The sequence below is a fragment of the Halobacteriovorax sp. HLS genome, assembly GCF_004006665.1.
Taxonomy (GTDB): Bacteria; Bdellovibrionota; Bacteriovoracia; order Bacteriovoracales; family Bacteriovoracaceae; genus Halobacteriovorax.
In genome coordinates this window covers 749,302-769,404 of the sequence record NZ_QOCL01000003.1, presented here as the reverse complement: position 1 = coordinate 769,404, position 20,103 = coordinate 749,302, and the positions used below count along the sequence as shown (strand labels likewise).

General features: G+C 34.9%; 23 protein-coding genes. 18 read left to right on the top strand and 5 right to left on the bottom strand.

Features of this window, described 5'->3' with window-relative positions; all coding sequences use genetic code 11:
• The first annotated feature begins 180 nt into the window (after nucleotides 1–180).
• Nucleotides 181–894, top strand: coding sequence for a c-type cytochrome (locus tag DPQ89_RS08270; RefSeq protein ID WP_127716456.1), 714 nt, complete (start codon nucleotides 181–183; stop codon nucleotides 892–894).
• A 67-nt stretch (nucleotides 895–961) separates the two neighbouring features.
• On the opposite strand, the gene DPQ89_RS08265 is transcribed toward DPQ89_RS08270, so the two are convergent.
• On the bottom strand, nucleotides 962–1,351 hold the full coding sequence (locus tag DPQ89_RS08265; protein ID WP_127716455.1) for a VOC family protein: 390 nt from the start codon (nucleotides 1,349–1,351) through the stop codon (nucleotides 962–964).
• 139 nt (nucleotides 1,352–1,490) lie between these two features.
• On the opposite strand from DPQ89_RS08265, the gene rimM reads away from it, so the two are divergent.
• The 7 genes from rimM (at nucleotide 1,491) to DPQ89_RS08230 (ending at nucleotide 5,507) form a co-directional block, all read left to right on the top strand.
• Entirely contained in the window at nucleotides 1,491–2,033 is a 543-nt protein-coding gene (rimM, locus tag DPQ89_RS08260; protein ID WP_127716454.1) for a ribosome maturation factor RimM, read from the top strand.
• On the top strand, nucleotides 2,033–2,776 hold the full coding sequence (trmD, locus tag DPQ89_RS08255; RefSeq protein ID WP_127716453.1) for a tRNA (guanosine(37)-N1)-methyltransferase TrmD: 744 nt from the start codon (nucleotides 2,033–2,035) through the stop codon (nucleotides 2,774–2,776). The genes rimM and trmD overlap by 1 nt, the downstream gene beginning before the upstream one ends.
• A complete protein-coding gene (locus tag DPQ89_RS08250; RefSeq protein WP_127716452.1) occupies nucleotides 2,776–3,339 on the top strand; it encodes an RNA methyltransferase in 564 nt (187 codons plus the stop codon). Before trmD ends, DPQ89_RS08250 begins: the two co-directional genes overlap by 1 nt.
• A gap of 202 nt (nucleotides 3,340–3,541) precedes the next feature.
• Nucleotides 3,542–3,904 (top strand): 50S ribosomal protein L19, encoded by a 363-nt coding sequence (gene rplS / locus DPQ89_RS08245; RefSeq protein ID WP_127716451.1) that lies wholly within the window; start codon nucleotides 3,542–3,544, stop codon nucleotides 3,902–3,904.
• A gap of 77 nt (nucleotides 3,905–3,981) precedes the next feature.
• A complete protein-coding gene (locus tag DPQ89_RS08240) occupies nucleotides 3,982–4,668 on the top strand; it encodes a ribonuclease HII (protein ID WP_127716450.1) in 687 nt (228 codons plus the stop codon).
• The gene (locus DPQ89_RS08235) at nucleotides 4,655–4,933 is read left to right on the top strand and encodes a hypothetical protein (protein WP_127716449.1); all 279 of its coding nucleotides are present in this window, start codon (nucleotides 4,655–4,657) and stop codon (nucleotides 4,931–4,933) included. The genes DPQ89_RS08240 and DPQ89_RS08235 overlap by 14 nt, the downstream gene beginning before the upstream one ends.
• 37 nt (nucleotides 4,934–4,970) lie before the next feature.
• On the top strand, nucleotides 4,971–5,507 hold the full coding sequence (locus DPQ89_RS08230; RefSeq protein ID WP_127716448.1) for a phage holin family protein: 537 nt from the start codon (nucleotides 4,971–4,973) through the stop codon (nucleotides 5,505–5,507).
• Here the strand turns inward: DPQ89_RS08230 and DPQ89_RS08225 are convergent.
• The gene (locus DPQ89_RS08225; protein WP_127716447.1) at nucleotides 5,504–5,890 is read right to left on the bottom strand and encodes an STAS domain-containing protein; all 387 of its coding nucleotides are present in this window, start codon (nucleotides 5,888–5,890) and stop codon (nucleotides 5,504–5,506) included. The genes DPQ89_RS08230 and DPQ89_RS08225 overlap by 4 nt on opposite strands.
• Nucleotides 5,891–6,012: 122 nt before the next feature.
• Here DPQ89_RS08225 and rsmI point away from each other — a divergent pair, with 122 nt between their 5' ends.
• From rsmI to DPQ89_RS08210, 3 genes are all read left to right on the top strand, one after another.
• Complete coding sequence (rsmI, locus tag DPQ89_RS08220) at nucleotides 6,013–6,831, top strand: 16S rRNA (cytidine(1402)-2'-O)-methyltransferase (protein ID WP_164848315.1); 819 nt, start codon at nucleotides 6,013–6,015, stop codon at nucleotides 6,829–6,831.
• A 71-nt stretch (nucleotides 6,832–6,902) separates the two neighbouring features.
• Entirely contained in the window at nucleotides 6,903–8,072 is a 1,170-nt protein-coding gene (locus tag DPQ89_RS08215; RefSeq protein WP_127716445.1) for an HD-GYP domain-containing protein, read from the top strand.
• 32 nt (nucleotides 8,073–8,104) lie between these two features.
• On the top strand, nucleotides 8,105–8,869 hold the full coding sequence (locus tag DPQ89_RS08210; RefSeq protein ID WP_127716444.1) for an MBL fold metallo-hydrolase: 765 nt from the start codon (nucleotides 8,105–8,107) through the stop codon (nucleotides 8,867–8,869).
• On the opposite strand, the gene DPQ89_RS08205 is transcribed toward DPQ89_RS08210, so the two are convergent.
• Nucleotides 8,866–11,172: a hypothetical protein gene (locus DPQ89_RS08205; protein WP_127716443.1), complete on the bottom strand. Its 2,307-nt coding sequence runs from the start codon at nucleotides 11,170–11,172 to the stop codon at nucleotides 8,866–8,868. The genes DPQ89_RS08210 and DPQ89_RS08205 overlap by 4 nt on opposite strands.
• A 241-nt stretch (nucleotides 11,173–11,413) precedes the next feature.
• On the opposite strand from DPQ89_RS08205, the gene accD reads away from it, so the two are divergent.
• Genes accD through DPQ89_RS08170 form a run of 7 tightly spaced genes read left to right on the top strand, consistent with a single transcriptional unit; the run spans nucleotide 11,414 to nucleotide 18,614 of the window.
• Nucleotides 11,414–12,265: an acetyl-CoA carboxylase, carboxyltransferase subunit beta gene (gene accD / locus DPQ89_RS08200; RefSeq protein WP_127716442.1), complete on the top strand. Its 852-nt coding sequence runs from the start codon at nucleotides 11,414–11,416 to the stop codon at nucleotides 12,263–12,265.
• 3 nt (nucleotides 12,266–12,268) lie between these two features.
• A complete protein-coding gene (locus DPQ89_RS08195; protein WP_127716441.1) occupies nucleotides 12,269–13,501 on the top strand; it encodes a hypothetical protein in 1,233 nt (410 codons plus the stop codon).
• Entirely contained in the window at nucleotides 13,425–15,842 is a 2,418-nt protein-coding gene (locus tag DPQ89_RS08190; RefSeq protein ID WP_164848314.1) for an LPS-assembly protein LptD, read from the top strand. The genes DPQ89_RS08195 and DPQ89_RS08190 overlap by 77 nt, the downstream gene beginning before the upstream one ends.
• 1 nt (nucleotide 15,843) lies before the next feature.
• Nucleotides 15,844–16,416, top strand: coding sequence for an aminodeoxychorismate/anthranilate synthase component II (locus tag DPQ89_RS08185; protein WP_164848313.1), 573 nt, complete (start codon nucleotides 15,844–15,846; stop codon nucleotides 16,414–16,416).
• A gap of 9 nt (nucleotides 16,417–16,425) precedes the next feature.
• Complete coding sequence (locus DPQ89_RS08180; RefSeq protein ID WP_127716438.1) at nucleotides 16,426–17,091, top strand: hypothetical protein; 666 nt, start codon at nucleotides 16,426–16,428, stop codon at nucleotides 17,089–17,091.
• A gap of 56 nt (nucleotides 17,092–17,147) precedes the next feature.
• On the top strand, nucleotides 17,148–17,927 hold the full coding sequence (gene surE / locus DPQ89_RS08175; protein WP_127716437.1) for a 5'/3'-nucleotidase SurE: 780 nt from the start codon (nucleotides 17,148–17,150) through the stop codon (nucleotides 17,925–17,927).
• A 33-nt stretch (nucleotides 17,928–17,960) separates the two neighbouring features.
• The gene (locus tag DPQ89_RS08170; protein ID WP_127716436.1) at nucleotides 17,961–18,614 is read left to right on the top strand and encodes a M23 family metallopeptidase; all 654 of its coding nucleotides are present in this window, start codon (nucleotides 17,961–17,963) and stop codon (nucleotides 18,612–18,614) included.
• A gap of 2 nt (nucleotides 18,615–18,616) precedes the next feature.
• Here DPQ89_RS08170 and DPQ89_RS08165 read toward each other — a convergent pair whose 3' ends face one another.
• Both DPQ89_RS08165 and DPQ89_RS08160 read right to left on the bottom strand, forming a co-directional pair.
• Entirely contained in the window at nucleotides 18,617–19,210 is a 594-nt protein-coding gene (locus tag DPQ89_RS08165) for an exonuclease domain-containing protein (RefSeq protein ID WP_127716435.1), read from the bottom strand.
• Between the two features lies 1 nt (nucleotide 19,211).
• Nucleotides 19,212–20,084, bottom strand: a complete 873-nt coding sequence (locus DPQ89_RS08160) for an endonuclease/exonuclease/phosphatase family protein (protein WP_127716434.1) — start codon at nucleotides 20,082–20,084, stop codon at nucleotides 19,212–19,214.
• Nucleotides 20,085–20,103: the final 19 nt, after the last annotated feature.

Genomic DNA, 20,103 nt, shown 5'->3' with positions numbered 1-20,103 from the left:
GAAAGTAGTGCCAGGGGGACTTGGTGTTAGGATAGCACGATGCACCCATTATTTTATAAAAAAGCTCTTCTTCGGAAGAGCTTTTTTTTTGCCTTTTTTTTAGATTTTAAATTCTTTGCCAAACTACTCTTATTACATTTATCCTATACTCTCATAAATTTTCTTTAATATAGGTTCGTTATGTTTAGATTCCTTCTTTGTTTTATTTTGCTTTTAAACTTTTCTCATGCTCATAAGTTGCCGCCAGAGGTACAGCTTATTGTTGATGAGGCCTTGTCACTTTCAGTAGACATAGAACAAGGAAGAAGTATTTATGAAAGAAGCTGTCAAAGCTGTCATGGAGTAGAAGGTGTTCCTCACAATATCAAAAAGGGCTCAATTCCATATTTAGCAGACCAGACTCCAAAATACTTACTTATTCATATGGCGATGTTTAAGACTAAACATAGAATCAATTCAATTATGAACTCAATAGCGAAAAACTTAAGTGTACAAGATATGGCAAATCTAAAAAGTTTTCTTACGAGTTCATCTGCAGCTAGTAGGCACTGTGAAATTATGAATTCTCCAGAGAACTCTGCCTCAATAACGAGAGGTAAGCTCCTAGCTCATAAAGAAAGAGAATTCTCTCGTGCAGATGGTTCCATTGTTAAAGTTTCCTGCACTATGTGCCATGGTGATAATGGGCTAATGCCAGATGAGTATAGAGATTCTACGCTTCATCCTGATTTGGCAGGACAAGCAAAAATATATTTGAAAAAACAGTTCCTAGATTTTAAATCGAGCAAGAGAGTAAATGCTGGACCTATGAATTTAATGGTAAGGGATCTTTCTAAAAGAGATCTTACAGACTTGAGTTCATACTACTCTTCACTTGATAGATGTAATAATTAAGGAGCTCACTTGAGCTCCAAAATTTACTTGTTTTCAGGTATGTATATATAACCAAGGTATGTGTACATTATAAACCTCCTGCAAAGTTTCTAGATAATTCAATTTCATGACCGCTTGGATCACTTATATAAATAGATTGTGAATGATCCCATTGGATGACGCCTCCGTAATGGATTTCAACTCCACTTTCTTGTAGGATCTTTATAGCTTCATCAAAGTTTTTGATATTAATACCAAAGTGAGAGATTGATTGGTTCTCAAAATTTATAATCTCTTCTTCGTAGAGACATAGTGATATGATATTCTTAATTCCTATAATTAGATAAGGCTTCGAGCTCTTTTGAGAGATACCTTCTTCTAAAACTTTCATACCAAATACTTTTTCATAAAATAGTTTCGACTCTTCTAGACTTTTTACCATCATATTAATGTGGTCAATTCCTCTTATATTTAACATAAACTTCTCCTTTGTTTTGTTGCCTATTTATCGCTCATTAGTTTTGATAGATAAAATCGATTATTACTATAGGGCAATAGAGGAAGTAATAAACTCTAGATATATTGACCCGGAGGCGAAACTATTCTAAAAGTCTTCTATGGAAAAAAATGAATTAGTTGAAATGGGATTTTGTTCTAAACCACATGGTATAAAGGGCGGTTTTACTTTTGTTCTCAGTAATATGGATGATAGTTGTTTACAAAAAGGAACAGAGTTAACGCTTTTTCCAAGTAATTCTAAGAGTTCTATATCAAGTGAAGGTGAGCAATTTAGCATTAAGTCGATTTCCTTTGGTAATAAAGTTATTGTTTATCTCAACGAAGTCGACGACAGAAACAAAGTTGAATCAATGATTCCATTTACTGTAAAGGTTTCAAGAGAGTTTTTCCCCGAAGTAGATGAGGACGAGTTTTACTTGGTTGATCTTATTGGCCTAGAGGCCAGAGATCATAATAGTGGAGAAGTTCTTGGGAAAGTTAAAGATTTTTACGACAATACTGCACAAACAATACTTGTCATTAAATCACCAGGCAAGGAAGTCATAGAGCTCCCATTAATAGATCAATTCTTTCCAGAAATTAATATTGAAGATGGCTATATAACAGTAACACCTCCAACTTATGTTGAAGGTGGGAAGTAATGTCCAAGAGAATCTGGATTCTTACAATGTTTCCAAATTTCTTTGATCAATTCAGAGAAGTTGGAGTTGTTGGTCAAATGTTTCAAGGCCTTCGTGGTGACAAAATTGAACTTTGCACACTAAATATTTCTGACTTTTCTCCTAAAGGTTTCAAAGGCGTTGACAGTTCTCCGTATGGAGGGGGACCAGGTATGGTAATGAGAGCAGACGTTTTAAAATCTGCGATTATTGATGGTGTTGTTAAGCAAGGTGGATATTCCGAGGATTTTAAAGACGAGTTGAAAGTTATTTTTACGGCCCCAAGAGGAATTACTTGGAATAATAAGGTATGTAGAGAATTCTCAAATAGGTACTTCAGTAGTAATTCGAACACTGATTTAGTATTTATCTGTGGAAGATATGAAGGAATTGATGAGAGGTTTCTTGAAAAGTATGTTGATGAAGTTTATTGCATTGGTGATTTCGTTCTCTCTGGTGGAGAAATTGCTGTGATGTCTATTCTTGATTCTGCTCTTCGTTTCAGTGAAGGGGTTTTGGGAAATAATGAAAGCGCTAAATATGATAGCTTTGAACAAAATCTTTTAGAGCACCCTCAGTACACAAGACCTTCTTCATTTGAAGGACTTGATGTTCCAGCTGTTCTAATGAGTGGAGATCATCAAAAAATTCAAGAATGGAAAAATAAAAAACAGGTTGCTATGACACAAAAGTGGAGACCTGAATTAATAGATAAGGAAAAATAGTGGCAAATTTATACTTAGGACTTGTTCATCATCCTATTAAAAATAAAAGAGGTGACACCGTTACAACTTCGGTAACAAATTTGGACATTCATGATATCGCAAGAAGTTGTAAGACTTTTGGAGTGCAGAAGTATTTCATTGTGACTCCTCTAGAGGCCCAGCATGGACTTGTTAAGAAAATTCTTGGGCACTGGGAAGATGATAAGAATGGGGCCTATAACCCTGATCGTCAAAATGCTCTGTCAATTGCGACTCTAGTAAATAGTGTTGACGAGGCAATGGAGAAGATTCAAGAACTAGAAAATAAGAGTCCTTTACTTGCTGTGACTGGAGCAAACTTTGATCGCTTTGATGGAAATAGTAAAGAATTGAGGCAGAAAATGGAAAGCGAAGATAGGCCATGTCTACTACTCTTTGGAACAGGCTGGGGATTGCATGAAGTCATTCTTGAAAAAGCAAATTTTATGTTAGATCCAATATTGGGCGCAAATATTGATGGTTATAACCACCTCTCAGTGAGAAGTGCTGTCGCAATTTATTTAGACCGTTTTAACCAGAAGTAAGTATTTGATATTATTGATAAAAAATAGTGTTGACTCATTGCCAATCTATAGGTAATTTGTCACTTTCGAACTGAAAGCTAAAATAGAATATTTGGGGTATAACTCTATAATATTCAGCCAATGGGTTCATGTAACAGAGTTTGTCCAAGAGTGACACTTTCGTCATTCCTCTAGAAAGCTCATTTGAATTAGGGAGTTCCCCATGAATTTAGTTGATATTGTAGAACAAGATCACTTATCGCCATTAGTAGAAACTTTTCCAGACTTTAGAACTGGTGATACACTAGCTGTACACGCAAGAATTAAAGAAGGTGAGAAGTCACGTGTTCAGATTTTTCAAGGTGTTTGCATTGCAATCAAAAGTAAAAAAGATCTTAATGGTCATTTCAGAGTAAGAAAGATTTCTTCTGGAATGGGTGTTGAAAGAGTTTTTCCTTTTCATTCACCAAATGTTGAGAAAATTGAAATTGTACAGCGTGGTAAATCTAGAAGAAGTAAGCTTTACTATCTTAGAGAAAGATCTGGTAAGTCTGCAAGAATTGCAATTGATTACGATAGAAAGTAATCTACCAAAAATTAATTTTAAAAAGAGCCCTCTTTCTATAAGAGGGTTTTTTTTTGCAAATTATAAAGTGAGTGAATATGTTTGATACTGAGTATAGTAACTTTTCTATGGTTGCAGGATGTGATGAAGTTGGAAGAGGACCTTTGGCAGGACCTGTTGTTGGTAGTTGCGTTCTTGTTCGTGGAGATCAGCTTACACCGAATAATATTCAGTTTTTACTCGATTTAGGAGTGAATGACTCTAAGAAGTTAAATCGAAAAAAGAGATTACTAATTCTTAAAAAATTGGGAATTGATCATTCTTTAATTAACTCAAAAGTTGAAGTTACAATTAATCAAAATTTTTCCATCGTTTATTCAACAGCAGTTATTTCAAATGATGTCATTGATGAGATAAATATTTTACGTGCATCATTAAAGGCCATGAGTGAGGCCTTTATTCGCTGTTATGATAACTCTAAGGATTGTGCAAAAGTGCTTATAGATGGAAATAAACTTTTAAACATAAACGATAAAAGGTTTTGTGAAGAGTTTGTCATTAAAGGCGATTCTAAATCAGTCCTTATTGGTCTTGCTTCAATTATTGCTAAGGAATATAGAGACGAATTGATGGAAAAACTTTCAGTACAGTATCCTGGGTATGGATTAGAAAGTCATGCTGGTTATCCAACAAAGAAACACAAAGAGGCAATCTCTGCACTTGGCGTTACTGAAATTCATAGAAAAACTTTTAAAGGCGTTAAGGAATTTTGTGTCGACCATTAAGGGAAATGAGGCAGAGAAATTGGCGAGTATTGAGTTTCACTCGAGCGCCACAGCATTATTAGTATCTAGTTTACTACTTAGAAGACGGTCGATGGGGCAAATTGATTTAGCACGTATTGACCACAGAGGTATCGTCATTGGAGAAGTTAAATCTTCCGGCCGAATTGGAAGTAAACAGAATTTACGTTTGCGCTTGTCAGCAAATTATCTATCACAAATTTTTTCATTAAATTCAAAATTAATTTTAATTCATGCATCTCATTAAATTGACAAGAGTTCTTTAGCGCAGTTATTCTATATATATGAAATTATTTAAAATTAAATCTATCCTTATTTTTACTTTAGCAACTTTTATCTTTATGGCGCAGTCTTTTGAAGCTAAGGCCGAAATGGATGGAAGAGTTAAAGCACTTGGAACAATGGCCCTTTATGGAACTGTCGGTGGAGCTTTACTAGGTACAGCATCACTAGCTTTTGGTACAAATGGACGAGCAATTGCTCAAGGGGCTTCATTAGGACTATATGCAGGAATTATCTTTGGAACTTATGTTGTTGTATCCCATTCGATGAAAAAAAGAAGATATGATGCCCCAATGCAACCTAAGGCAAGACCTGATAATTACTATCCAGATGATAGTACTTCTCCTTACCAAGACTCAGGGGCCAATAATGGTGGCCAAAATAGTGATGACTCTTGGAGCTTTTACAATAGAACGATTGAGATGACTGAACTTAGTAGTGACTTTGGTTTTAGGATGAATTCTTTAAATCGATTCGCAAATAGAAAAGGGAGTCAAAGACCCCCTCTATATCTTAATTTTCTTAATTACAGATTCTAATTTTGAAAGGTATTACGACGGTTACCAAACTTTAAGTTTAAGTTTTCCGTATCGTCGTTTTCAAATTCCATTATCATTGTTTCCATTGCGTCGAATTCGAATAGCTTAAATACTTTCATAAATTCTGTTTTTACATTAGCTATTTTGATTTGTTTCTTCTTATCATTTAAGATCTTGATCGTTTCTACAAAAACACCAATTCCTGAAGATCCTACAAAGTCTAATCTATTTAAATCAAGAGTAATCGTTGATAGTGGATTTTCTGTCATTAAACTAGAAAGCTCTCTTCTAAAAGGCATACTATTTTCAAAATCTAGACCACCTTCCATGTGAACTGTAATATTTCCTAATGAATCAGTTCGTACTTGTGCTTTTAAACTCATATTTTCGACTCCTCGTTGAATCTTTGTTAGATCTAATCTATTCTAGCAGTAGTGAATTTTTTTATTAAGGCGGTATTTATTTCACCGCGTCATCTTTAGGTAAAAGTAATAGGGGATTAAAATTGTCTACATTGAAATTAGTGACACTTCCGATAGGAAATTTATCAGATATTACTCAAAGAGCATTGAAGGCACTACAGGATGAGAGACTTTTTCTTGCCGAAGATACTCGAAATCTTAGGAAAATTTTTGATCTTTATGAAATTGATCAATCTCATAAAGATGTCGATTCTTTTCATGACCACTCTAAAGATAAGATTGATTATTATATTACTAAAATTAAAAGTGGTAGAAGTTATATATTAGTCTCAGATGCTGGAAGTCCTATTATCTCAGATCCGGCCTTTCCTCTTGTAAGAGCTTGTATTGATGCTGGAATTGAAATTGAATCTATTCCTGGAGTTAGCTCTGTTACGGCAGCTCTAGAGTTAAGTGGATTACCTCCTCAACCTTTTACTTTTTACGGATTTTTGGCAAGGGATGATAGCAAGAAAAGAGAATTCTTTGAGTCACTATTAACTCAGACTGGAACATTTGTAACATTTGAAAGCCCGCACAGGCTTGAGAAGACATTAAAGCTACTTAGTTCAATTTTGCCAGACGCGGATGTGGCAGTATGTAGAGAAATTACCAAAAAGTTTGAGACCGTTTATAGATTTAAGGCCTCAGAGTGGGAAAGTGCTGAAGTAAAAAGTGTTGGTGAAATTGTTTTACTTATTCATCATAAGACAGAACAAGTCAAAATTAGTAATAAGAAGCTTACAGAGCTGGCCAATGAGTATTTGTACAAGAAGCAAACGCCAAAGAACTTAGCAAAGCTTTTGAGTGAAATACTCGGAGATTCTTCTAAAGACATCTATGAGCAAATAACTCGGAAATGATTTGAAAGTCTAAAGATCCTTTCTCAAAAGTCGATAAATAATAGCTACTAATTAACGACTTAGGGACTATTGTGACAGATGAATCTCAAAAAATAAAAAAAGAAATTAATGACGGATTAGATGATCTCGAAAAAGGTCATAAGTTAAGTAGGTTTGAAGGGCTGCTTAAGCTATCTCGTTTAATGTCTGGATCTCTTTCGATTAGAGATATTCGAAAAAAGGCCCAAAGTCATATTAAAAAACTTATTGAATGTGAAAATGTACTTATCTATGCATTTGATGAGGATGATAAAACACTCTCTTATGCACATTTTGTAAACCACGATGAAATAATAGAAACCGTTCAAATTGATGAGAATACTTTTGTTGGTTCGAGCGCTCATTTCCAAGCATCGCTAAAAATTGATGAAGAAGATAATGATATCAGAATCAAGCGTGTGATAGAGCATGTACAAGCTATGAATCCTAGATCATTACTTGTTGTTCCTCTTGTCTTTAATGGAGAATTATTAGGTGTCATCCAGGCCATTAATTCATTAAATAGAAATTTCAACTCAGAAGATGTCGAGTTTGCTGAAGCTGTAGCTGTTCAGTTAACACCAATCATTCAAAATGCGAATCTTTATGAAAAACTTCATAAGCAATTTATCCAAGTTGTAGAGGCCTTGGCAGATACAATTACAAAGAAAGATAGCTATACAGGTGGACATACTAAGAGGGTTGCTCATTTTGCAAAGAAAATTGGTGAACAAATGTCCCTAACTTGGGATGAGATGAATGATCTCAAATTGTCTGCTGTACTTCATGATATTGGCAAAATTGGCATTGAAGATAAAATTCTTAAAAAGTCAGCGGCCTTAACTGATGAAGAGTTTTTGATCATGAGAGATCACCCACGCCTAGGGTATGAAATTTTAAAGAATGTTGACAGTCTCAGTCGTGTTATTGACGGAATGAGATATCATCATGAAAGACCCGATGGAAAGGGTTATCCGTACGGGCTAAAAGGCGATGAAATCCCAACCATAGCCATGATAATCTCTGTAGCAGATACTTTTGACGCAATGATTAGTACTAGACCTTATCGAAAAGGGCTACCTCCAATGATTGCTTATCAAGAGATTATTGACCATAGCGGAACTCAATTTAGTGAAGATGTCGTAACAGCTTTCGAAAACTGGTTTAAATCTACTAAAATGTACGCCCCGAATAGACTAGATTCTAAGAAGAAAGCGAGTTAAACTATATTCATTACATTTATTAAGGAAGAAAAATGTTAGTGAGAATTATAGGTGGACACGGAGGCGTTTCTCCAGGTTTTAGAGCGACTAGTTATCTTATTGATGGAAAGCTATTAATTGATGCAGGTAGTGTTGCTAGTGGGATTCAAATTGCGGAACAAACTCTCATTGATAATATTCTAATTTCACATTCTCATTTAGATCATATAACTGACTTAGCATTCTTGGCGGATAATTGTTTTGGACAAAAGGGGAGGCCCTTTGAAATTCATACAGTAAAAGAGGTAAGAGAGACCATTATGACTCACTTACTCAATGATAAGATTTGGCCGGATTTCACAAAGCTGCCAAATGCAGCTAACCCAACTCTTCGATTTAATGATATGGAAGCTGAAAAGGAAGTAGAGATAGGTGATTATAAGGTAACTCCTGTTGCTGTTAATCATCCAGGACCCGGGCATGGCTTTATAATTGAAAAAAAGAATTCATGTATCGTTTTTACTCAAGATACTGGACCTACTGATAGAATCTGGGAACTGGCCAAGACTAAGAAAAACTTAAAAGCAATATTCACTGAGGTGAGCTTTCCAAATAGTCTAATGCAAGTTGCGATAGACTCTCAACACCATACTCCTAGTACTATGGAGCAGGAAATAAAGAAGATGCCTGCTGATGTACCTATATTTCTTGGCCATCTTAAGCCAAACTTTCAAGATCAACTCTTTAAAGAAATTGATATGTTAGGTAGTGACCGAGTCTCTGTACTCGGTTCAGATGATACTAGCTATGTATTTTAATTAAACCCAGGTGTTATATAGGCCGGCGCTGGTGGAAGTATGAGAGGTTGCTGCATTGGTGGCATATACTTCTTTTTTAAAGGTGCTTCTTGATCTTTGGCCTTACAAACAACCGGACTGAATGCGTCTTCTTGTGTACATTCTTCGTCCTCTTCTTCGTCGTCCTCTTCATCATCACTTTTTTTACGACTTTCTTTTTTAGCAGGAATATTTGTAGTTTTAACTAAAGGAGCAATATCCTTATCTTCAAAAGTATATGTTGTTGTAACAATAATAGGGTCTTTAGTCTGATTAAATACCGCAGTATCACCTGACTTTGAATCGCACTTAGGTTCACATTCCCATGTATATTTTCCCTTTGAAGGGTCGTCGACACCTGATACCGAAGCTTTTAATGTAAAAACTTCTTTATCGTTAGTTCTAGCAACTGCTAGGGAAGGATTAATCTTTGATACAGCTTTAGCGCTCAAAGTTTCACTGGACTCAGCAATTATTGATGTTGGATCGCTCGGGTGCATAAGTTTTGCAGTGATCGATTGATCTTTATTAGTCTGCGTAACTGCTAAGGTCGCACCTTTTTTCTCTTGCGCTATTGAATCGATTTCCCAAGAAATATTTGAAAGATCCAAATCTTTAAAAGTATCAGCAACACTCGCAGTTACAGAAGTGTTATCTTCACTAATTGTAAGCTTTAAGCCGATTTCTGGTTTAACCAAAACTTCATTACTATAAATAATTTCCTCAGAGTTAGGGTCTTTTACTGAAACTCTGAATGAACGCTCCTGTGCACCATCTACTGTTTTTGAAATATTTTCATTTTCACTCTCAGTGTCTGTGGCACTGTCAATTGGAGACCAATTTTGCTGATCAGTTGTTTTTTGCTCCCAAGTTAAAGAATCTTTAGTTGGTGCAGGGTTTATACCAGCAGAGTTAGCTGTCAAAGTTACACTGAGCTTAGATGAAAAATTGGATTTAGAAAGAGTTAAACTTTTTTGGGCCTTTGCCACTTCCTCTTTTGGAAAAGTACATGCATTTCTAAATTTATTTTGACCTTCTCCAACTCGTGTTGATCCTTGGCCAGGTTGAAACATTAAGGTGTCTTTTGGACCATGAAATTGCAAAAAGACCTGTGAATCTTTTCTATTTTCAGGAGTTATTTTGACATTATTAAAGCTGAAGCTTTGTGAATATTTGGTCAAAACTCTACCATTTACTTGAGAGTTATTTTTTAAACTTACTAATGGAGATCCATTCACACCAATCTTCCAAGGAGAGTTCCCAAGATCAGGCATATTTCCAAAATCAGCGTCCATTTTAATTGTTGCAAGACCTGTTTTAGGATCTATACTCTCAATAGTACAGTCAATTTTAAATGTTGCACCAATATGGCGAACACTTTGTCTCTTTACAGAAGTTGGACCATTCTTTTGAGCATAGTGATTCAAAATATTATTAACATTAAGAGACAAGTCTTTGTCGTCTAGTTGAAAAGGATTAAATAAGTTACATGTCTTAGATGAGTTATTCTCAAGTAATAAATTTTTACATGAATCACTAAGCTTGATAGCATTTGAAGAAAGCCTCTTTTTGATACTATCTAATAGAGCTTTCATTTTTGTATCATAATTTGGTATTGCCTTTTTAAGAAATTTTCGATCTAAGTATTTTGCCTGTCCCTTACTATCTACAAATCTACGAGTATAGAAATTTGTCGCGACATCACTTACAAACGCACCCCAAATATCATATCTATCTTCATGATCTTTGTTATCAAAGAAATCAAAATTACTAACAGATTCAAGCTCGAAGTCATTGATCTTTAGCGAGTCATCACTTTTGGGTAAAGTCTTAGAGTAGGTAACCAATGCTTTTAGATACTTCTTATTAGAGAACATTCTATTCATACTTGTCGAATCCGAATTATCGCCTGTTCTCTTATAGTGATCTTTAAAGCTCTCTAAGTTCCTTAATACTTCAGTCGCTTCTTTATCGTTGTTAACTATTGAGTTTAAGTTATTTTTAAATTCTTGGGTTCTTAAGTTGTCTTCATGAAGAGCATGATGGGCATAGGCCAATTTTTGAAATGTTTTCGACAAAGAGAGCTCAGCTAGGTTTTTAGTGTCTTCATCATTTTGCAAAAGTTTATGAAGTTGTGTTTGAAACTCTTGATGGCAAGAACTCTTATCAACATCCATCGAATAGGTTGGTAGTGAGAGTATTAATGTGCAAACGATATACTGGATATAGCTTTTATTTGCAGAATTAAATATAAGGTTAAATAGATTTTTAATACTTTCTCTCATTGTCTCAATAATACCTTTAGATAGGTATCGGACTGTAGAACAAAATAGTTTAGTAAAAACATTGGTTATTCTTTAGTGTAGTTTCAGTAACTTGTAAGGTTAGAGAGATTCATAAACTTGTATCTAAGTAGCCAATTTTTAAAGGCACTGTTGCAATGTGTAGTAGAAAGGTATTGCATATCGGTGAAAGGTCTATCATTATTGTCGCATTATTAGCTATTTTTTAGATACGGAGATTCCTATGGGTTGGTTTGATAATGTACAAAACCCTAAATTAAAAAGCTCTAAGAAAATATCGACAAACACTCCTTCTGGTTTATGGAAGAAGTGTACAAATTGTGGAGAAATCATTCAAAGCGATAAGCTTGATGAGCAATACCAAGTTTGTCCTTATTGTGATCATCACTTCAGATTAAGAGCTGTTGATAGAATTAATTTATTAATAGATGAAGATACTTTTGAATATCATTTAATGGATTTAACATCGATAGACCCGTTAGATTTTAATGATAAGAAATCTTATAAACAAAGACTTAAAGAGGCTCATGCAAAGACTGGTTACAACGATGGTACACTTTGTGGGACAGGTAAAATTAATGGTTCAGATGTCGCTCTTTGTGTAATGAACTTCGAGTTTATGGGTGGATCTATGGGTGTGGTGACTGGTGAAAAAGTCGCACACGTTATGGACTTGGCCTATGAACGTAAAATACCTGCTATCGTTCTTTGTTCTTCTGGTGGGGCCAGAATGCAAGAGGGGATCTTGTCTTTAATGCAAATGGCGAAAACATCAGCTTCAAGACAGCGTTTAAAAAATGCAGGCCTTCCTTTTATATCTATTCTTACTGATCCTACAACAGGTGGTGTTGCTGCCAGTTATGCAATGCTCGGTGATGTAAATATCGCTGAACCTAAGGCCTTAATTGGTTTTGCAGGTCCAAGAGTTATAGAGCAATCAATTCGTCAAACTTTGCCTGATGGGTTTCAAAGAGCCGAGTTTTTATTAGAGCATGGCTTTGTTGATAGAATCGTTCATAGACATATGCTTAAAGATGAATTGCACTATTTCATTAAGCTCTTCACTAAGCAATAAGCGATGGCCTACGATGAGAGGCAAGATCTTATCCTCGATGAGTTCTTGTCTAAAGAGTTTGGGGCCGAGTTTTTCAAACCCGGCCTAGAGCGCATCACTGAAAGTTTTGAGATTTTCAATCAGTTATTTAAATCTAAGAAAACAAGAATCATAACTGTCGCTGGGACAAATGGAAAAGGTGAAACTTCCCATTATCTTAATGACCTCCTGTGCTCTCACGGACTAAAGACTGCGCTATGGACTTCGCCCCACGTCTTAAGTGTAACGGAGAGGTTTCGCTTTCTTGGCAAACAAGTTGAGCATGCGGTTTTACTTGATAGATTTGAATCTACAAGTCATCTAGGCATATCTTTTAGCTATTACGAATTTCTATTTTATTGTTTCTGTGAAATGGCGCTTGAGTATGATCTTGATTATCTCATTCTAGAAGTTGGCCTTGGTGGTCGATTAGATACTACTAATCTTCTCGATGCAGATTATACACTAGTTTGTTCAATATCTAGGGACCATGAAGAGTACTTAGGGAGAGATCTTGTCGGAATACTACATGAAAAACTAGGAGTTACGAGACAGGAAGCCTATCATTTTTCCGCTCTAGAAAGTGGTTTTCTTAGAAATGAGCAGCATAAGTTCTTAACTAATAAAAATACCTCATATATTGATCTGTTTGAGATGAATATTCTTCATAAACATGATGATTTCAGTACGAGAAATCAGATTCTGGCAACAACTGTATTTCAAAAAATCTTTGATAGAGAAATCTCTAGAAAAGAGATTGATTTACTTAGAGATGTAAATGTGCGCACTGTGACAAAAGGTCGCATCGAAGAAGTGACAATTGAGAAGATTAAGTTTATCTTTATAGGTGCACATAATGTAGATGGAATTAGAAAGTCGGTAGACCTTTTACTTGCTAAGAAATTTGAGCAAAGTGAAGGATTGATCTGTGCTTTTTCGAAGAGACCTATAGAAGATATTCGATCAGGATTGAAGACTTTTATATCTGCTCCTTGTTTATGGAAATCAATTTATGTAAGCGAGTTTGATCATCCAAAGGCCGCGAAAGTAAGTGATATATCTAATATGTCTGGACTTACAATCGTAAACGATTGGACGAACTTATTAGAAACTATAATTAAAGATAATAAAGGGCAATGGATTGTCACTGGTTCATATTACTTCATTGGTGAAGTTCAAAAATATCTTATTCGTCGTTTTCCTTCTTTGGAACTCTAATTTATTTGCGCAAGAGGGGAAGCGAGTAAATTTTTCTTTTGGAAATAAAGTTCAGATTTTATCAGATAAGGCCTACCGTAAAACTAAGAATAACGAATTCGAAGCGGTTGGTAATGTTATCATTAATCACGAAAATAATTCTATTTATGGTGAAAAAGCGTCAGTGTCTTTTAAAACTGGCGAGGCCGAAGTTTTAGGTAATGTTAGATACATTACGAGTGATATGACAGTATTTGGCTCTAAGATGGAATATAACCTCAACACGTCTTACTTGGGAGTTTATAACGGTAGACTTGTTAGTGATCAGTTCGTCGTTGTAGGGAAGTATTTGGCAAAAATATCTGAGAATGTTTTTGTCGGTGAAAATGCCGAATACTCTACTTGTAAAGATTGCCCTGAGTCATGGAGTATACTCGGTGAACAAGTTTATATTACTAAAAATGAATATGTGAAAATTTCAAGTGCGTATATAAAAGTTAACGGTGTTGTCGTTATGTATGTACCCTATATAGTCCTTCCTATAAAGAAAGATAGAGAGTCAGGTTTCCTATTTCCACAATTTAAAATTGATTCTGAAGATGGTGTTAAGTTTGGTGTCCCTTATTTTTGGGCAATCAGTGACAATAAAGACGCTACTTTTACTCCTTTGATCGAAGGTAGAAGAGGCCTTGGTTCTGAATTGCAATATCGTCATCGACTTAGAGAAGAAACTTGGATGGAGTTCAATTCTCTAGGTGTTAACGATAGAATTTGGAAACCTGAGAAATTAGATACTGAAGCTTCTGGCGTGCATAACTTTAGATTAAGCGGGGATTATGAGCATCATTCCTTCTTAGGTAATCGTGTAAACCATCATGCATACTTTAGTGGTATGAGTGATTTGGATATAGTCAGAGACTATGATGACTTCTTCGATGAACGTATGCGCACAACGGACTCTGGACTTGAGACTTTTGTAAATATTTATACTCCTCTTGTTGATATCAGTGCTGAGGCAGACTTTAAGAGAAACTTCTTACATGAAAATGCAAAAGGATTTGATCATGATTACGTACAGACCTTACCGAAGGTCAGTCTAGATACTATTCCATTTTATTTAATGCAAGGTTCTAACTTTGGAACAAAGAGTCTTAGCTTTCAATGGAATTCTGACTTCAATGTATTTAAACAAAACCATATCAACGAAGTTAACTATATTAGAAATGCAAATAGATTAAATATTCAGCCTAAGCTTGTTTGGGATCTTGGATATCTTGGTCCGGTTAATTTTAAAACATCCGTAGTGTTAGATAGACAGCAATATTGGTTTAACCACTTAGAGCGCGATAAGGGATTTACGAAACAAGGTTTTGTATATGAAAGTGAAGTCTCATTTGAGCTCAAGAAGATTTTTGGACTTAGCTATGATGAATCTCTTCCACTTGAATCTATTGATTTAAAAAAGTCTAAAGATTTAGAGATTGATACTAAAACAAAAGACATAAACTTTCCTAACTTTATTGGTACCGTTCCAAAAATTTCTGAAACTTTTACTGATGATAAATATCGAGTATCACGTAATAGTTACAAGCACTCGCAAATCTATAAGTTAAAGCACTATTATATATCTTCTCAAAAGACTAAGGGCAATAGTAGTTTCTTGGAGCAAATCAAAAATGAAAATGGACAGTTTGATTCGATTGACTCTATAAGAGAGAAAGAGACTGAGCTAAACCAAGTTTCTTCACGTACTTCGATTCCTATCTCAAATACTCTAGAGCTACAGTGGAATAATTCATTAATTAAGAAGAAGGCGAAGACATTTAATATTCTAAAAGATGGTACTCACTTAAGGGATAACTTTGAATATACTAGGGTAGCGTACTTCGATGTTTCCCAAGGTTATGTGTTCACTGAAGATGAGAATGACTTAAGTAGAGGACTTACGAGACTTTATACGACGACAGGATTTAACTTGGATTCACTGTCGTTTTATGCATCTGATTACTTCTTCCATAAAACCAATGAGCATCTTATCTCAATGGGTACTTCTCACACATTAGAGAATTTAAGCTATGGTGTTGGTTTTAACTATGACTCTTTTACAACACCAATTAATAAGAATGTTGAACTAAATACTACGTTCAAGTTAAGTAGTACTTTTTATGGTGGTCTCAATTACTTCTATGATATTGATAAGAGTGAACTTACGAGAAGTCGTTATCAGCTACAGTATATTCCTACTAATAATTGCTGGAAAGCCGATATTAAATATGAGACTTCTGAGATTAAAAAATCTATTAGGTTTAATTTTTACGTGAACTTTGACTCTAATGGTTTTTCAGATTTTAGTGGATTCTAAAATGAAAGTTCTTATTATCGACTTTGCTGACAGCTTCACTTTTAATATTTACAACGAATTCCTATGCATTACTCAAAATGTAGAAGTCGTCTCATATTTAGAATTTTCAAAAGTTGATTATTTAGAATTTGATATTATTTGCTTAGGTCCAGGACCTGGAATAGTTAATGAATATTCAAGTTTTACCGAGTTCACAAAACTGCTAATTGCAGCTGCAAGAAAGTCTCAAATACACTTACTTGGTATTTGCCTAGGTCATCAACTCATTCATATTGCTCTAGATAGATCTATTACTCAATTGGAAAATCCTATTCATGGTCAGCAAAGGAAAATTAGCTTTAATGATCATAAAATTCTAAATACCTCTCTAAAAGGAGAGTCTTTTCTAGTACAGCATTACAACTCATGGGCCATAGTAGCAGATGAAGTTTCTAGTATTTTCTCTTATGAGTTATCCGACTCTGAGGGTTTATTATTGGCAAGTTTTTCAGAAAATATAACTACTTATCAATTTCATCCTGAATCTGTCGGTACTTCTTGCCCAAAAGCATTTTTTAAACAATGTTTAGTGTAAAATATTTTAATGGACAGTAGACTACGTGTTGAAGGCATTTACGATAAAAGAACAGTACAAAGACTTAAGCAAAGTGGACTTAAGGATTTAAGTTTTGATTTTAGAGTTCGTAGTTTTAACTTTCTACAAAAGCATATTTTTGAAGAGCTTTTAGATGAAGTTTCCCATGATGATCAGATTTATCTACTTTTTGAAAATGAAGCAGATTTTGTTATAGAAAGTATTATCGAAGTTGCCCAAACAAAATGTAAAAAAGAAAATATTATTCTAGAGTTTTCTGACGATCAGAGCGCGAGTTTCTACGAGTCATTTGGAATGTCTTATATTTGGCATTACCAGTCTGACTCAAAGAATATGGCCAATATTTCATCTTCAAATCTTTTAAAAGGTATTAATCTCTCTTTCACTGATTTATTAGACGCGCATAATAAAGTTACACTTCACAATCTTTCGGTTAATCTTCACGCAACATTCTCTAAGTTATTTCTTGATGAGAGTGGATTACTTATACTTAATTTAGATTGGGACAGTAATCTTTTTAGCTCAATTGTTGAGTACTTTGATTTTGATATAATCTCCATGGCAATTAATAATAAAGTTGAAGTTTGTTATCGAAATGTGGACTTGTCTAAGATGCAAGACCATGTCCGTTATTTACAAGAACTTTCTCTCTAGCTCCTTTACATATTCATAAATTTTAGCAATATTATGGACCAATCTGGAGGTCCATAATGGCATTAAATATTCTAATTAGTAATGATGATGGTGTTTATGCGCCAGGTATTAATATTCTATATCAAACACTTAAAGACATCGCTAATGTAACTATGGTTGCACCTCTTGAAGAGAGAAGTACTACGGGACACACTTTAACTTTAGATCATCCACTCAGACTGGCCCAAATCGGTGAAAATATCTATGGATGCAGTGGTTACCCAGCAGATTGTGCTCTCATGGGTCTAGCAAGTGTTCTAAAAGATAAAAAAGTAGATTTATTTATTTCTGGAATCAATAGAGGAGCAAATCTAGGTCAAGATATCTATTATTCAGGAACAGTTGCTGCTGCTAGAGAGGCCACATTTAGAAATATTCCAAGTATTGCCGTTAGTTCAACGATGGATTTTCAGTCTAATCATCCTCCAAAGGACGAATACTTTGTGACAGCGGCCAATTTTATTAAGAAATTAGTCCTAAATAACGTACACCAATATATTGAGCCTATGACCGTTCTAAATGTTAATGTCCCTGACGTATTAGAAGAAGAGATTAAAGGCGTAGAGATCACTAATCTAGGCTTTAGAAAGTATTCTGAAGATATTCAAGAACGAACTGACTTCAGAAATAGAGATTACTACTGGATTGGTGGCGTCTACAAAGGACATGATGAAGCTATCGGATCGGATTGCTCGGCCATTGATCAGAATAAAATATCCATAGGACCATTAAACCTTTTGGAAAAATCTGCCGATGATTATCCAAAGTGGCAAGAATTTATCTCTCAACTGAGTTAATAAGTTCATAGAAGGCCATTTTGGGGGGAATTAGTGAGACTTATTGCCATTATTTTGGCTTTCGGACTTCTTACAATATCATGTTCTCATATGGGCAGTGGCCAATATGTACAGATTAGAAAAGGTGATACATATAAGAAGTTAGCTAAAGAATTTAAAACTGAAGAATGGACTCTAAAAGAGGCCAATAAGAGTAAACAACTAAGGGTTGGAGAATGGTTCTTTGTTCCTCTTCAAAGAGGAATTTTGGGAGCTAAAAAATATCGAATGCCTGCTAGTACAGCTCAGTATATGGCATCTGGTCGTTATATGTGGCCTGTTCCATCAAGTTCTAGAGTATCATCAAATTTTGGTAGTCGTTGGGGACGTCATCATGACGGAATAGATATTCCTGCTCGTACGGGATCTCACATTGTTGCGGTTGATAATGGTGTTGTTGTGTACTCTGGGAGAAATTTAGGGGCCTATGGTAATATTACGGTGATCGCCCACAAGAACGGACTATTTTCAGTGTACGCACATGCTGATAAGAACTTTACACGTAAAGATCAAAAAGTTCATAAGGGACAAGTTATTGCCACAGTTGGTTCAACTGGAAGATCTACTGGTCCACACCTACATTTTGAAATTAGAAGAAACTCAAAGGCCTTGAATCCAAAGAAATTTGTTAGCTACAAGGCAAAATAGCTCTATTTAAGACAACTCTCTTTAATCTTTAGATAGAGCTTCGCTGTATTTACTGCGTCTTCAAGAGCTGTGTGAGCGACATCTCCCATATCAAAATGTTTCATAAGACCTGAGCCTGATTGACAAGTCTCAGGTAGAATTTTTAAATCACATAAGCTTCTAACGACACTTGATAGATCTAGAACTTGATGGTGAAAATGTTCACGCATAAAGTTCCAACCCAAATCTCTATTCATAAATGGAAGATCAATAGCATTCATGGATTTGCCAAAAAGAACGATCTTATTTCCCTGGTCTTTTCCAAAATATTCTTTAACTTCTTCAGACATTAGGTAGTCCTCAAAAAGCTTTTTAAATGCACTTAGCTCTTGTCCATCTTCGTGGGCCTTATTAATCAGCTCTTCATTATGATCAATTACCCATTGATCTAGACGAGGTTTCAATTCTTCAAAACTAGGACACTTTATATACCAATTTCTTTGAAGATCATAATTCATCTCACCTGTGACAGCACAAAATGGAATCATTCCAAATTCGATCATATAATCGTTTTCGGCCAAACCTGTGGCCTCAATATCAAATGACAAATATCTCAAATTAAAATCCTTTCGTTAAATCTAATTTTATTGGACAGTGATCACTTACATTTTCAAAACTACTTCCTAGCTCTCGAGCGTTAGAGACAGAACATTTCACTTTCTTGCAATGAGAATGTGTCGAAAATTTATGTGAACCATAGATACTTCTAAGCTTAGTTGAAACTAAAATATGATCTAATTTACTTGGATAAAAAAGACCATCGCTAATACCACCTGACCAGTAGCTCGTACATTGAATACTATTTGTGGAACTTAATAAAGAATTCTTTTCAACAAATTCGAAGTAGTAATCCCCAACAGAGCTATCAATCCTAGTGGTGTTAAGATCACCGAGGATGATATAATTTTCTAGATTAGAAATGGTTTTAGTAAGTAGAGAAAATTGTTTTTTCCTAAATGCTACATCTCTACTTGAAGCACCGGCCTTAAAGTGAGCAATAAGAACCCAAAAGTCTGTCTTGTCTTGGATTGATCTTAACTTAACTTTTAAAAGTGGTCTCACGCCTTTGTTGCAACTGATAGATTTTGAAAAGCCTGTATCTTCTATTAACTTTAGGAATCGATACTTTCTTGTATCGTAAGTTAGAGCTAGCTTCTGTCTGCCGAAACCGCCGCAACTAGAAAAAATGACCTTTTGAAATTTGGTATTTCTTGTAATTAGATTCTTAAAGCCAGCAGTATCTACAATTTCTTGGAATACCATTATTTCACTATCTAGACTCTTTATTATTTCGACTAAGTTATCTACATCTGTAGAAAAAGGAGAGTTACTATCGAAATTTCTGATATTGTATGTAGAAATACTTATTGCAAAAACAGATTTTGACACAAGTAAAAGAGAAAGAAATTTTAAAGCCTTCATTAGCAACATTTAATTTCCTTTACAGATA

Bases quoted from the DNA above. Each gene is read 5' to 3' on its own strand.
- DPQ89_RS08270 (WP_127716456.1), top strand. From the start codon at position 181: ATGTTTAGATTCCTTCTTTGTTTTATTTTGCTTTTAAACTTTTCTCAT.
- DPQ89_RS08265 (WP_127716455.1), bottom strand. From the start codon at position 1,351: ATGTTAAATATAAGAGGAATTGACCACATTAATATGATGGTAAAAAGT.
- rimM (WP_127716454.1), top strand. From the start codon at position 1,491: ATGGAAAAAAATGAATTAGTTGAAATGGGATTTTGTTCTAAACCACAT.
- trmD (WP_127716453.1), top strand. From the start codon at position 2,033: ATGTCCAAGAGAATCTGGATTCTTACAATGTTTCCAAATTTCTTTGAT.
- rplS (WP_127716451.1), top strand. From the start codon at position 3,542: ATGAATTTAGTTGATATTGTAGAACAAGATCACTTATCGCCATTAGTA.
- DPQ89_RS08240 (WP_127716450.1), top strand. From the start codon at position 3,982: ATGTTTGATACTGAGTATAGTAACTTTTCTATGGTTGCAGGATGTGAT.
- DPQ89_RS08230 (WP_127716448.1), top strand. From the start codon at position 4,971: ATGAAATTATTTAAAATTAAATCTATCCTTATTTTTACTTTAGCAACT.
- DPQ89_RS08225 (WP_127716447.1), bottom strand. From the start codon at position 5,890: ATGAGTTTAAAAGCACAAGTACGAACTGATTCATTAGGAAATATTACA.
- DPQ89_RS08210 (WP_127716444.1), top strand. From the start codon at position 8,105: ATGTTAGTGAGAATTATAGGTGGACACGGAGGCGTTTCTCCAGGTTTT.
- DPQ89_RS08205 (WP_127716443.1), bottom strand. From the start codon at position 11,172: ATGAGAGAAAGTATTAAAAATCTATTTAACCTTATATTTAATTCTGCA.
- accD (WP_127716442.1), top strand. From the start codon at position 11,414: ATGGGTTGGTTTGATAATGTACAAAACCCTAAATTAAAAAGCTCTAAG.
- DPQ89_RS08195 (WP_127716441.1), top strand. From the start codon at position 12,269: ATGGCCTACGATGAGAGGCAAGATCTTATCCTCGATGAGTTCTTGTCT.
- DPQ89_RS08185 (WP_164848313.1), top strand. From the start codon at position 15,844: ATGAAAGTTCTTATTATCGACTTTGCTGACAGCTTCACTTTTAATATT.
- DPQ89_RS08180 (WP_127716438.1), top strand. From the start codon at position 16,426: ATGGACAGTAGACTACGTGTTGAAGGCATTTACGATAAAAGAACAGTA.
- surE (WP_127716437.1), top strand. From the start codon at position 17,148: ATGGCATTAAATATTCTAATTAGTAATGATGATGGTGTTTATGCGCCA.
- DPQ89_RS08160 (WP_127716434.1), bottom strand. From the start codon at position 20,084: ATGTTGCTAATGAAGGCTTTAAAATTTCTTTCTCTTTTACTTGTGTCA.